Below are 12,163 nucleotides of genomic sequence, written 5' to 3'. Positions count from 1 at the left end.
ACGCGAAACTCGGCTATGAGGCGCGGAGTTAGAGTTTCGGTATGCAGGGTTTTTCGACCGATCCAATTAGAATAGTCGGTCATGCACGATGCTCCAGATAAGCTGCCAGACCGTGGGCCATCTTCCCGTCAAGCGACGCCAGCGCATCGCAGAGTTCGTCGCCGGTCGGTCCCAGCAGCGCGCGCGCTTTACTGCGCAAACTTATTGTCAAATCGCTGATGGGAATTGGCGTGGCCATGTCGTAGGCGAAAGCCTGAATGCTGCCATTCTGCATCTGAATTTCGCCTGCGGCTTGCATGTCTGTCAGGGCGCTGTCGCCGGAGACCTTCACACATTGGGCGAATGTCGCAAGATCAGGATCATTAGCCAGCGAGGTCGTGTACGCCCTGTCGCTGCCAGTGGAATCCCCGCGAAGGGCCATGCCGGCCAGCCAAGCATAGCTGAATTTTACCTCCAGTCCGCTGCGAGGGGTCTTGATATCGCACACGGTCAACCATCTGGGATTGGTGCGCAGGTGCAGGGCTCTGACGCTACCAATATCGTGGCCCTTCAGCGCCTCTATCATGGCATGGGTGCCGTGGCAGCAGGCGTGCAGCTTGTACTTCATTTCATCCAGCAGCCAAACATCGTGAACCATAGCGATGTCGCCCGGCGCGTCGCTATGGGTAGCGAGATAGCCGTTTTGCCCGAATAGACCGTCGTCTGGAGCGGTAATTCCGGCCTTAGCCAGTTGAGCGCACTCCACACCCGCAGCGGCGGCAATGCCCGCGTTATAGGGCTTGCCCATTGTACCAAACTGACAGCGCAGGCCGGTGGCGCGGGTGGCACACAGGCCGATGGCGGTTCGCATCTGGGTGCGCGTCAGTCCCATTAGCCGCCCGGCGGCGACCGTTGCGCCGAAAGCCCCAGCAGTAGCGGTCTGGTGAAATCCTCGCTCGTAATGCGCACGGCCAAGCGCTAGCCCGACTCGGATCGCCGCCTCACCGCCGATTGCAAATGCGGCGCAGACGGCTTCGGCGCTAAGGTTTCCGGCCTCACCCACCGCTAGCGCTGCAGGATAAATGCCCACCGACAGATGCCCGACATGAGCGAAATGCGTGTCGTCATAATCCAGCGCGTGGGAGGTGGCGCCATTGATCAAGGCTGCCATGCGCGCAGGTGCGCGGCCACCGCCGAAAATGGCGGATTGCGGTGCGCCGCCCTCGTGGTCGGCCATGCTGCGCAAGATCTCTGACACGGGTTCGTCCACGCCCGCACGCCCACACATCAGCCAGTCCATCAACGAGAGCCGAGCGGTGTTTAGGGTCGTTTGGGGAATCTGCGCGTCGGGCAGCTCGGCCAGATCAAGAAGCGCATTCAGGCCGCTCATGCGCCGTAGGACTTTGGCAGGCCCAAAACGCGCTCGGCGATGAAGCACAGGATTAGGTTTGTCGAGATAGGAGCTACTTGATACAGCCGCGCCTCGCGGAATTTGCGCTCAATGTCATATTCCTCGGCAAAGCCGAAACCGCCGTGGGTTTGCAGGCAGGCTTCGGCGGCCTCCCAGCTAGCATCGGCAGCCAGCATCTTGGCGGTGTTCGCCTCGACACCCGGATTCTCCCCCGCATCATACATTGCAGCAGCGCGATAAACGATGGCTTCGGCGGCCATCATGTGCGCGTGAGCGCGCGCCAGCGGGAATTGCACACCTTGGTTGGTCCCGATGGGTTTGCCAAAAACTACACGCTCGCGCGCATAATTTGAGCCTTTTTCAAGGAACCACTTAGCGTCGCCAATGCATTCGGCGGCTATCAAAATTCGCTCGGAATTCATGCCAGACAAGATATAACGAAACCCCTTCCCTTCCTCGCCGATAAGGGCCGAGGCGGGAATGCGCGCGTTGTCGAAAAAGATCTCAGTCGTGGCGTGGTTGATCATCGTTCGGATTGGCCGAATTTCTACGCCGTTTCCCCGTAGCTCGCGCAGATCAATCAGGAAGACCGACAGGCCATCGGTTTTCTTCTCGACCTTATCAACCGGAGTGGTGCGGGCCAGCAGCACCATCAAATCGGAATGTTCGGCGCGAGAGATCCAGATCTTTTGCCCCGTGACGATGTAATCGTCTCCATCGCGCTTAGCAGTAGTTTTAAGCGACATTGTATCGGTGCCGCTGGTCGGTTCCGTTACGCCGAAGGCTTGCAGCCGCATCGAACCGTCCGCAATGCCGGGCAAATACTGCTGTTTTTGTGCATCGTTGCCGTGGCGCAGCACAGTGCCCATGGTGTACATCTGTGCATGGCAGGCTGCCGCATTGCCACCGCTGCGATGAATTTCCTCCAGGATGACGGCGCTGGCCGTAAGGGGCAGGCCAAGGCCTCCATATTTCTCTGGGATCATAGCGCCAAGATATCCTTTGCAGTTCAGAGTCTGCACAAATTCATCAGGGTAGGCGCGGCGGGCGTCCAGATCGCGCCAGTACGAGCCGGGAAATTCGGCGCATACCGCCGCGATTCCATCGCGGATGTCCTGATACTCGGCTGCTGGGTGAAAGGGTGTCATAGAGCTACCTCGCCAAATCTGTTGCGCTATATGTGCCGCAATGAATGTGGTTCGGCCAATAGCTTTGGCCTCTGGCGTCTATAGAAGCGGCTTATGTCTGTAGTTCTCCCTCCCAAATACCACGCTGTACGAGGTCACGCGCGACATCTAAAGTGACCTGAGCGATGGCTTGGCAAGCGCGGCTGCTTTTACGAGCAGGATTGGTCGCCAGGTAGACTGGGCGCACCATTTCCGGGTCTTGGATTGGGGCCTTTACCAACTCTCCGCGTACAACGAAATCATGCGCGGCGGCCGGGGCAAATATGGTGTGGCCTGACCCGCGTGCCACCAGTTCCTTGATCTGGGTCATCGCGTCCATTTCAATGGTCACATCTAATTGGACGCCTCGGGGCTGGGCGTAACTTTCGATTGTCTTACGGAGGCCATGGGATGGGCTGGGCAGGATCAGTTCCAGTTTTTGCAGGTCGCGCAAGCGCACGGGCGTTCCGGGCGGTGTATCAAGGGGCCAGGCATCCGACGCCGAGAAGAAAAACAGTCTTTCGTTGAGAACATGGGTGGTGCGAAAATGATCGGCATTGGCCAGGTCGTAAATAAATCCGATATCAACGGTGCCATCTTCAATCCACGTTTTGATATAACCGCTCATCGCTTCGATCGCCTGTAACCGCAAATCGGGAAATTCCACCCGGACCGTTTCCGCCATTGGAACGGCCATGACCATCGACACAGAGGGCGGCATGCCAAAGCCCACCTTGCCACGCAGCGCGCCGCTTGCCTCACGCAACTCGTCCAAGCAATCTTCGAACGCGGCGCAGACAGTGCGAGCATGCTTCAACAATAGCGTTCCATCATCGGTGAGGACCGTGCCTCGCGGGCTGCGCTCGACCAGACGCAAGCCCAGTTCTTCTTCCATACGTACAACGTTCTGCGACAGTGACGGCTGCGCAACGCCCAGAATGTTGGCCGCAACCGAAAGTGATGGGGACTCGGCTATGACAATAAAGTAGCGAAGCTGACGGATATCCATAGGAGACCACTTGATTATATTAAAACAGCTGAAGGAAAGGCCTAAGAACTAGTCAAGATTTAGTCCGGAGAACCCTCAGTCAAAATCTACAATCTGGCGGATCGCAGTGCCATCGTTTAGACGGTCCATAGCCAAGTTGATATCATCTAGGCGTACCCGGTGGCTGAGCATTTTTTCGACCGGCAGTTTGCCCTGTTTATACAGAGCGAACATGCGGGGCAGATCGCGCTGCGGTACGCACGATCCGATATAGCTGCCCTTCAGGGTTCGTTCCTCGGCGACCAGTTTCAGCGCAGGTAGGGCCATGTGCTGGTTGGGATCGGGGAGTCCGGCGGTGACGGTCAGGCCTCCGCGGCGGGTTATTTCATACGCTGTCTCCAGCGCCTTGACGGAACCGGCTAGTTCGATGGCGCAATCAACGCCGCCATTGGTCAAATCGCGCACTGCCTGAATGGTGTCGCCGTCCGCCTTAATGCAATCGGTTGCGCCCATGCTGCGCGCCGCTTCCATTTTAGATTCCAACGGATCAATCGCGACGACCCGACCCGCGCCTGCCGCTGCGGCACCAAGGACAGCCGAGAGACCGACGCCGCCTAGACCGATCACGGCCACTGTCTGGCCCGGTAAGATGCGTGCGGTGTTGAACACAGCGCCCGCACCGGTCAGCATTGCACAGGAAAACAGGGCCGAAACGTAGGTTGGAACATCGTGGTCGACCTTGACCAGCGAGCGACGGTCCAACACTGCGTGGCTGGCAAAGGCGGAAACGCCGACGTGGTGATTGATCGGTTGGCCCCCATTGACAGCCGCCGCGCACCGGTCATCAGTTCGCCAACGCCATGATGCCTGGCAGCGCGCTCGCATAGAGCGGGGCGGCCCTCCGCGCAGGGGGTACATTGACGACAGCCGGGTGCGAAAATGCATGCGACATGATCGCCGACCTTCAGGTCATCGACGCCTTCGCCGAGCTGCTCGACATAGCCTGAGGCCTCGTGGCCCAGAACCATCGGCAGGGGGCGCAGGCGGGTACCGTTAATGACCGATAGGTCCGAATGACAGACGCCGGCCGCGCCGACGCGGATCAGAACCTCGCCCCGGCCTGGCGGTGCAAGATCGACCTCGCGCACCTCCAGAGGGGCCTCGACGGCAAAATTTTCGGTAGTTCCCTCGCGTATCAGCACGGCTGCTGTGATTTTCATAGTAACCTTTCCCCAATATCGCGCCATGCGCGCCTCTGTTGGCCAACCAATTAGTTTTGCACTTGTTAAGCTTAATGCAGAAGAGACTTGTGCGCCACAAGGGATAGGCATTGGCTTTAACCAGTAAAGGTACAAACTATTAGCGATCCCCTCGCGATGACGCATATGCTTCCCTCAGTCACACTTTGGGAGGAGGCAAGACTATGTCTTTTACACGAACAACCGCCCTTGCGGCGATGATCAGCTGCGTCGGTGCGGCTGCTGTTGCGCAAGACAATACCAAACCTGATTGGACTGAATCGCCGTGGGGCGCGGAGGATGAGTTGGGTGCCGCCAACACTATGACGCCTGAACGGGTCAAATCTGCAGCGGAGCTCGTGACAACGGGGAAGGTCTATAGTCTTGGCATGGTCGTTGGCCCCGATACTCCCGCGTTTGCGCCGCGCTCGCTATCGGTCACGGTGCTCCAGCCCAATCAGGTGTCGACCAGCGGCTTGGGCGAAAATGCCTTCACTTACAACGATGACATTTTCATGGGCTGGTTAGGCATCGGTTCGCAGATTGACGGTTTGGGCCACGCAGGCGTCGACCACATGTATTACAACGGCCATACCGACGATGAGTTTGCCGGGGCCGCAGGTCTAAGCAAGCTGGGTCTGGAAAAATTGCCGGGCCTTGTAGGGCGCGGTGTCATGCTGGACATGGCCAAGCATTTTGATGTGGAAATGGTCGCTTCTGGCACGCCCTATACTGAGGAAGACGTAAAGGCCGCCGCCGAGGCGCAGGGTGTGAGCATCGGAGAGGGTGATATCGTACTTTTCAATTCCAACTGGATGAACCTGCTGGACGGAGATGATGCCGATCCCGCGCGGTTTGGCAGTGCCGAGCCAGGTCTTGGTGTCAGCGGTGCGGAATATCTTGCTTCGCTCGGCGTTATGGCCGTTGGCGCAGACACCTGGGGCATGGAGGTTGTGCCAGCCGAAAAAGAAGGGGAGGCCTTTCGCGCGCACCAGATCCTGCAACCCGAACATGGAATCTATATCTTAGAGAATATGGACACCCGCGAACTGGCTGCAGACGGGGTCCATGAATTTCTATTCGTAATGGGTCAGGCCCGCATCCAGGGTGCTGTTCAAATGATTATCAATCCGATCGCCATCCGCTGATCGGCCATCGGACCGCACTGGTCAGGCCAAGGCGGTCCAAAACAAAAGAAGGGGAGAGAAATCAATGAAAAAACTAGTTATGGCTACAGCAGCTAGTGCTCTGCTGCCGCTTGCGGCATTTGCGCAGGATAAGCCCGAGAAAATACAGGTTGGCGTTACGTCCTTTCTGACCGGTCCCGCTTCAGTTTTTGGCGTGCCAGCTAAAGCAGCGGCCGAAATTCTGGTCGAGGACATCAATGCCGCGGGTGGTATTCAGGGGGTTCCTGTTGAATTGACCTTCATTGATGAGGGCGCGGGCACCGAGGTTCTGACGTCCGAATACCGCCGTATTGTCGAAGGTGGAGCCGATGTCATGCTCGCGGCGATTTCGTCGGGCAACTGTAAAACACTTGCACCGCTGGCTGAAGATCTCAAAGTCATCAACATCATGTGGGATTGCGGTACGCAAAAAATCTTTGAAGAAGACGACTATAAATACGTGTTCCGTTCGGGTGCGCATGCCGGTACCGAAATGCTCGCCGCAGTCGCCTATCTGCTCAAGACAAAGCCTGACTTTAAAACTATCGCAGTTGTAAATCAGGACTATGCTTGGGGCCGTGACAGCTGGGATATCTTCAGTGCTGCACTAACGGCCCTGCGTCCCGATGTCGAAGTAGTCGGTGAGTTCTTTCCCAAGTTCGGCTCGGCTGACTTTTCGACTGAAATCTCGCGCCTTCAAGCCCTTCAGCCTGATGTTATCCTGTCGACAAGTTGGGGCGGCGATCTGGACACATTCGTTCAGCAAGCTTCGCAGCGGGGTCTGACGAATACATCGACATTCGTTCTGCCGCTGGCCGAAAGTTCGCTTGAGCGTCTTGGATCGGCCCTTCCTGCCGGCCATATCGTTGGTGCGCGTGGCGATCACTATTGGGATCACCCCGAACGTCGCGGCGACGCTGACTTCCAAGCGTTTATGACGAAATTCGAAGAGAAGACCGGTGCAAAGGCGATCTACCCTGTTTTTCATATGAGCCAAGGTATGGCCGCAATTCAAGCCGCCTATGACAAGGCTGCCGAGGCGAATGGCGGCAACTGGCCCAATGAGGATCAGGTGATTGAGGCGATGGCCGGGTTGGAATTCCAGGGTCTGGGTCGTCCGGTGACGCTGCGTGAGGATCATCAGGGCATTGAGGCACAGTTGATGGGCACGTCGGTTCAAAACGGCGACCTTCCTTTTGCAACGCTTGAGAACATGATGATCTTTGACGGTGCGGAACTGACGACACCCGTGGGCGAGGAGTCGGTCGCTTGGGTTGGCACCCTTCAGCCGGGTTGGGCCGATAGCCTAACCGTAGAAACATTCGGGAACTGATCTCGGATTTGTTCGGAGACGGGGCCCTCGCCAGTCGATGGCCCCGTTTACCCTTGTCTTCGATCTCATCTTTTTGGCGGTGTCTACCCGATTACTGCCGTACAAACTCCGCCCCAAACAGTGTGGACCCCAATGAACCTAACCCTGTTCCTGCTCGCTTTGTTCGACGGTATCGCCTATGCCGCTCTCGTCTTTATTGTTGCCGTCGGCTTGACGCTGATCTTTGGCGTAATGCGAATTCTCAATGTCGCGCATGGCTCGCTGTATGCGATGGGCGCTTATCTGACGGCCTCGCTAACTACATTCGTTCTTGCGGCTGGGTTGCCGCCAATCTTTGCGTTTCCTTGCATGCTGGTCTCGGCCGTCCTGATCGGCGTAGTACTGGGAGGCCCACTGGAGTGGCTGCTGCTTAGGCGCATTTATCACAAACCCGAAGTGCTACAACTGTTGGTTACCTTCGCGATCTTCATGATCCTCGAAGATGTTCAGCGTCTGATTTGGGGCACGCAGCCGATATTTCAATCGACCGCGCTACAACTGATGGGGAATGTCCGGGCGTTTTCGGTCAACTACACAGTTTATCAGCTAATCTTGCTGCCTATGGTCGCGATCGCCCTTCTTTTGGGGCTCCGCTTTTTCCTGCGCCGCACGGTGGCAGGCAAGCTGATTTTGGCCACGACAGAGGACCGCGAAGCTGCGCAGGCGATCGGCATTGACGCCGATAAGGTGTTTCTTCTGACCTTTATCGTGGGCGCGGGCCTTGCAGGCCTCGGTGGGGCGCTGGCTTCGCCGACCACTTCCATTCTGCCGGGGATCGGCGCGGATATGATCGTGCTTAGCTTTGCGGTGGTCGCAACCGCCGGACTAGGCCAAATTGAAGGCGCGGCGCTGACTGCACTGCTGATTGGTCTCGGCCGCTCTTTCGCCGTCTATGTATGGCCCGAGACGCAGGTGCTGGTTCCATATTTAATTATGGTTGCCGTGCTGCTGGTTCGCCCCGAGGGGCTGTTTGGCAGCCCTTCGGCTCGCAAGATTTGAAGGGAGCTAGATAATGTCAATCCGTATCATTATCCCCGCAATCTTGCTGCTCCTGCTGGCACTGGTTCCGTTCGTGGCGCAGACATTGCAGGTGCTGCTGACGCTGGCGCTGGCCAAGGGCATCGCCGTCATGGGCATCACCGTCCTGTTACGCAGCGGTCAGGTATCATTCGGTCATGCGCTGTTTTTTGCGATCGCGGCATATGGCGGCGCGTTTACCCTCATGCTCATGCCCGGTGCCGATCTGATTGTCGTTTTCTTGTTGGGCGTGCTGGCGGCGGTTCTGTCGGGCATTCTTGTGGGCCTATTCGTGGCACGCTATCGCTTTATCTTCTTTGCGATGCTCAACCTCGCATTTTCCATGATCTTCTGGTCGATCCTGGAAAAGTTCTACCACTACACCGGCGGCGCGGACGGAATGCGTTTGCCACGTCCCACCGTTTTCTGGTTCGAAATGGAGCGTGGCGCATATGAGCTTCTTATGTTCTACCTTTCGCTAGCGCTGGCGATTGGCCTTGGCTGGTTTTCGATGCGCTGGCTGGAGTCACCCGCCGGACAGCTGTTCCGCACCCTCAAAACGAACGAAACACGTTTGCAATATCTGGGCATGTCACCTCAACGCGTAATGATGAATGGGTATGTGCTGTCTGCCATGCTATGCGGCACCGGCGGCATTTTGATGGGGTTGGTTCAGGGTGTTGTGACGCCGGAATACGCCTATTGGATCCGCTCGGGCGAGATGGTGTTCATTGCCGTCCTCGGTGGCGCCGGATCGGTGCCGGGGGCCTTGGTAGGGGCTGCGATTTATGAAATCGTGCGGACCTATGCCTCGGCCTTTGCGGGGGATGTATGGCAGATGGTGCTGGGTGGTTTCCTACTGATCATCATTCTCTTTGCGCCGGGCGGCATCGCCGGAATCTATAACAGTTTGATCGACCGCATCGCTGGAACGAAGGAGGATGGCGAATGACCCATCTACTTGAAACCAAAGGGTTGGAAATCCGCTTTGGCGGGGTCGTAGCCGCCGACAATATCTCGTTGCAGATCGACGCGGGCAAGAACCTTGCCATCATCGGACCCAACGGCGCGGGCAAGACTACCTTTTTGAACATTTGCACTGGCTGGCTGAAACCGGCCAAGGGCAAAGTGTATTTCGAAGGTTACGACGTTACACCCTTGTCGCCTCGACAGATTACGCGGCGCGGTGTTGCGCGCGCATTTCAAATTCCTCAGTTGTTCACCGAACATACAGCGCTGGAAAATCTACTCATTGCTGCCGCTGCGCGTGACCAGCTCCGCAATCCGATCCGCGCGTTGAAAGACACGCGCCAGCGGTCCGAGATGATGCACCTTTTGGACATGATTAATTGTACCGATGTTGCACACCGTCAGGTGGATGAGTTGTCGGAGGGTCAGCGCAAGCTGATTGACATTGCTGTGGCCTTGGCCCTGAAGCCCAAGCTGCTGTTGATGGACGAGCCGACATCCGGCGTCGCCAGCTCTGAGAAGTTCGAGGTGATGGAAATTCTAGTAAATGCCTTGAGCGAGGCAGAAGTCACCGCCGTGTTTGTCGAGCATGATATGGGCATCGTCGAGCAGTATGCCGACGAGGTTGCCGTGTGGAACATGGGTAAGATCGAAATGCGCGGATCGCCTGCCGAAGTGTTGGAGCACCCCGATGTGATCCGTGATGTGATCGGGGAGGTTGTCTAATGTTAAGTTTTCATAATGCTAATGCGTCAATCGGAAAAATCCCCATTTTGCGCGGTCTGAATTTCACTATACCGGCCTCTGGCACCGTTGCTCTGATTGGCCGCAACGGCGCGGGCAAGACGACACTGCTGCGCTCGGTCATGGGATTCACTAATGTTATCGGCGAAATTCGTTTTGACGGGCAGAACATTACCGACATTGCACCAGCCAAACGTCCTGCCCTTGGTATCGGCTATGCGCCCGAGGATCGGCGTCTGTTTTCGGCCTTTACGGTCGAAGAAAACATCCTGCTGCCTGCGCAAGTCGCCAAGCTGGATGCGCAAACCACTCAATCGCGCCTTGATCGCGTTTACCACATTCTGCCGGAACTAAAGGTAATGGGAGATCGTCCCGCCGGGAACGTGTCCGGCGGGCAGGGCAAGATGGTGGCGCTTGGGCGGGCGCTGATGCTGGGCACGAAACTAATCATGCTGGATGAACCTTTTCAGGGGCTCGCGCCCGCATTGGCCAAACGCTATGCGGACGCGCTGCGAGACCTGCGCGATACAGATCCGAACGTAACGCTAATTATTACTGAATCGAATCCGTCCCTGTTGCGCGGCTTTGCTAGCCTGACCTTTGTCATCGAACGGGGCGCGGTCGCAGAAGGGTCGCTTGACGAAAAGAAGGAGACAGCATGATGCCGACCGAAATCTGCCTACCCAAACCGCTGAACCTTATTGCAGGCAAATGGGTGCCGGCCGCATCAGGCGACGAAATGGATGTGCGCTCGCCCTTGGACGGCGAGGTTTTCACGACCATTGCAGCTGCGCAGCCAAACGATGTGGACGCGGCCGTCATGGCGGCCCGCGAGGCGTTTGACACTGGCGCCTGGGGTCAGCTTACGGCTGCCGAGCGCGGGCGTCTAATGCTGAAGTTCAGCCTCCGCATACTGGAAGAGGCCGAGTCGCTGGCACAGTTGGAATCCCGCGACAATGGTAAGCCGTTGAAACAGGCGCGCGCCGATATGGCAGCGTGCGCGCGTTATTTCGAATTCTACGGCGGCGCGGCCGACAAGGTTCACGGCGAGGTGATCCCGTTCATGAAGGGCTACAACGTTCAGGTCACACGTGAGCCTTATGGCGTAATCGCCTGCATTATCCCGTGGAACTATCCGTCGCAGATGTTTGCCCGTGCGCTAGCGCCTGCGCTGGCGATAGGCAATTCCACTGTCTTGAAACCAGCTGAAGATGCGTGCCTGACTTGCCTGCGCTTGGCAGAGCTGGCGGGTGAAGTCGGCTTCCCGGATGGTGCGATTAATGTGGTCACTGGGCGTGGCGACGTGGCGGGCAGGGCCCTGTCCGAGCACCCCGGCGTGGATTTCATCGCCTTTACCGGCTCGCCGGAAGTGGGCCAGATGATCCAGATCGCCGCTGCTAAAAACTATATCCCTTGCACGCTAGAACTGGGCGGCAAATCTCCGCAAATCGTATTTGAGGATGCTGATATAGATGCGGCACTGCCGTTTCTTGTGGGCGGGATCATCGCCAACGCGGGGCAGACCTGCTCGGCCGGGTCGCGCATTTTGGTTCAGGAAGGCGTCTACGACAAAGTTGTCGCAGGCCTGAAAGACCGTTTCGAAGCGTTAGTAGCGTCCGACGTCTCGGAAGAGGCAGCCCTTGGCCCCGTCATCTCGGCTAAGCAGAAAAAGCGGGTCGAGGCCTATATCGAGGGTGCCGACGCTCCGCTAATCGCACGAGGCACGGTGCGGGAAGGGGCGCCCAAGGGGGATATTACGTGGCTCCCGCGTTGTTCGGACCGGTCGATCCGCAATCCAAGATCGGGCAAGAAGAGGTGTTCGGCCCCGTTCTGTGCGTAATGACGTTCAAGGATGAGGCGGACGCGATCCGCATCGCCAACGATACGGAATATGGCCTGATGGCATCAGTCTGGACCCGCGAAGGCGCGCGTCAACAGCGTGTCGCCAAAAAGCTGCGCGGCGGTCAGGTCTATATCAATGGTTTCGGCGCGGGCGGCGGTATCGAACTGCCGTTTGGGGGTGTGCGCAAATCCGGGCATGGCCGCGAGAAAGGGTTCGCGGCGCTGCTGGAGTTTTCACAGATCAAAACGATCATTAATAAACACGACTAAG

Annotated in this window: 11 protein-coding genes and 1 pseudogene; 7 read left to right on the top strand and 5 right to left on the bottom strand. The window is 57.5% G+C overall.

Annotated features, from left to right (window positions below):
- Positions 1-79: 79 nt before the first annotated feature.
- The 5 genes from CUR85_RS02825 to CUR85_RS02805 form a co-directional block, all read right to left on the bottom strand.
- Complete coding sequence (locus CUR85_RS02825; protein ID WP_276153581.1) at positions 80-1,369, bottom strand: MmgE/PrpD family protein; 1,290 nt, start codon at positions 1,367-1,369, stop codon at positions 80-82.
- Complete coding sequence (locus CUR85_RS02820) at positions 1,366-2,538, bottom strand: acyl-CoA dehydrogenase family protein (RefSeq protein ID WP_276153580.1); 1,173 nt, start codon at positions 2,536-2,538, stop codon at positions 1,366-1,368. Before CUR85_RS02820 ends, CUR85_RS02825 begins: the two co-directional genes overlap by 4 nt.
- Positions 2,539-2,629: 91 nt before the next feature.
- Positions 2,630-3,565: a LysR family transcriptional regulator gene (locus tag CUR85_RS02815; RefSeq protein WP_276153579.1), complete on the bottom strand. Its 936-nt coding sequence runs from the start codon at positions 3,563-3,565 to the stop codon at positions 2,630-2,632.
- A 75-nt stretch (positions 3,566-3,640) separates the two neighbouring features.
- Positions 3,641-4,306: a zinc-binding dehydrogenase gene (locus CUR85_RS02810; protein WP_280321494.1), complete on the bottom strand. Its 666-nt coding sequence runs from the start codon at positions 4,304-4,306 to the stop codon at positions 3,641-3,643.
- Positions 4,228-4,764: an alcohol dehydrogenase catalytic domain-containing protein gene (locus CUR85_RS02805; RefSeq protein ID WP_280321491.1), complete on the bottom strand. Its 537-nt coding sequence runs from the start codon at positions 4,762-4,764 to the stop codon at positions 4,228-4,230. The genes CUR85_RS02810 and CUR85_RS02805 overlap by 79 nt, the downstream gene beginning before the upstream one ends.
- A gap of 203 nt (positions 4,765-4,967) precedes the next feature.
- Here CUR85_RS02805 and CUR85_RS02800 point away from each other — a divergent pair, with 203 nt between their 5' ends.
- The 7 genes and pseudogenes from CUR85_RS02800 to CUR85_RS02770 all read left to right on the top strand — a co-directional run bounded on the left by CUR85_RS02800 (position 4,968) and on the right by CUR85_RS02770 (position 12,162).
- Positions 4,968-5,930: a cyclase family protein gene (locus CUR85_RS02800; RefSeq protein WP_276153577.1), complete on the top strand. Its 963-nt coding sequence runs from the start codon at positions 4,968-4,970 to the stop codon at positions 5,928-5,930.
- A gap of 64 nt (positions 5,931-5,994) precedes the next feature.
- Complete coding sequence (locus CUR85_RS02795; RefSeq protein WP_280321489.1) at positions 5,995-7,281, top strand: ABC transporter substrate-binding protein; 1,287 nt, start codon at positions 5,995-5,997, stop codon at positions 7,279-7,281.
- Between the two features lie 132 nt (positions 7,282-7,413).
- The gene (locus tag CUR85_RS02790) at positions 7,414-8,319 is read left to right on the top strand and encodes a branched-chain amino acid ABC transporter permease (RefSeq protein ID WP_276153575.1); all 906 of its coding nucleotides are present in this window, start codon (positions 7,414-7,416) and stop codon (positions 8,317-8,319) included.
- 13 nt (positions 8,320-8,332) lie between these two features.
- Entirely contained in the window at positions 8,333-9,289 is a 957-nt protein-coding gene (locus CUR85_RS02785; RefSeq protein ID WP_276153574.1) for a branched-chain amino acid ABC transporter permease, read from the top strand.
- The gene (locus CUR85_RS02780) at positions 9,286-10,032 is read left to right on the top strand and encodes an ABC transporter ATP-binding protein (protein WP_276153573.1); all 747 of its coding nucleotides are present in this window, start codon (positions 9,286-9,288) and stop codon (positions 10,030-10,032) included. The genes CUR85_RS02785 and CUR85_RS02780 overlap by 4 nt, the downstream gene beginning before the upstream one ends.
- Positions 10,032-10,712, top strand: a complete 681-nt coding sequence (locus CUR85_RS02775; protein WP_276153572.1) for an ABC transporter ATP-binding protein — start codon at positions 10,032-10,034, stop codon at positions 10,710-10,712. Before CUR85_RS02780 ends, CUR85_RS02775 begins: the two co-directional genes overlap by 1 nt.
- Positions 10,712-12,162: pseudogene (locus tag CUR85_RS02770) on the top strand (aldehyde dehydrogenase family protein). The gene CUR85_RS02775 and the pseudogene CUR85_RS02770 overlap by 1 nt, the downstream one beginning before the upstream one ends.
- The last annotated feature ends 1 nt before the right edge of the window (position 12,163 follow it).

Origin of the sequence: Sulfitobacter faviae, from assembly GCF_029870955.1 — a bacterium.
Taxonomy (GTDB): domain Bacteria; phylum Pseudomonadota; class Alphaproteobacteria; order Rhodobacterales; family Rhodobacteraceae; genus Sulfitobacter; species Sulfitobacter faviae.
Note: the sequence above shows the minus strand (reverse complement) of the source record. Positions and strands in the feature narration are given on the sequence as shown.

Bases quoted from the DNA above. Each gene is read 5' to 3' on its own strand.
- CUR85_RS02825 (WP_276153581.1), bottom strand. From the start codon at position 1,369: ATGAGCGGCCTGAATGCGCTTCTTGATCTGGCCGAGCTGCCCGACGCG.
- CUR85_RS02820 (WP_276153580.1), bottom strand. From the start codon at position 2,538: ATGACACCCTTTCACCCAGCAGCCGAGTATCAGGACATCCGCGATGGA.
- CUR85_RS02815 (WP_276153579.1), bottom strand. From the start codon at position 3,565: ATGGATATCCGTCAGCTTCGCTACTTTATTGTCATAGCCGAGTCCCCA.
- CUR85_RS02805 (WP_280321491.1), bottom strand. From the start codon at position 4,764: ATGAAAATCACAGCAGCCGTGCTGATACGCGAGGGAACTACCGAAAAT.
- CUR85_RS02800 (WP_276153577.1), top strand. From the start codon at position 4,968: ATGTCTTTTACACGAACAACCGCCCTTGCGGCGATGATCAGCTGCGTC.
- CUR85_RS02795 (WP_280321489.1), top strand. From the start codon at position 5,995: ATGAAAAAACTAGTTATGGCTACAGCAGCTAGTGCTCTGCTGCCGCTT.
- CUR85_RS02790 (WP_276153575.1), top strand. From the start codon at position 7,414: ATGAACCTAACCCTGTTCCTGCTCGCTTTGTTCGACGGTATCGCCTAT.
- CUR85_RS02785 (WP_276153574.1), top strand. From the start codon at position 8,333: ATGTCAATCCGTATCATTATCCCCGCAATCTTGCTGCTCCTGCTGGCA.
- CUR85_RS02780 (WP_276153573.1), top strand. From the start codon at position 9,286: ATGACCCATCTACTTGAAACCAAAGGGTTGGAAATCCGCTTTGGCGGG.
- CUR85_RS02775 (WP_276153572.1), top strand. From the start codon at position 10,032: ATGTTAAGTTTTCATAATGCTAATGCGTCAATCGGAAAAATCCCCATT.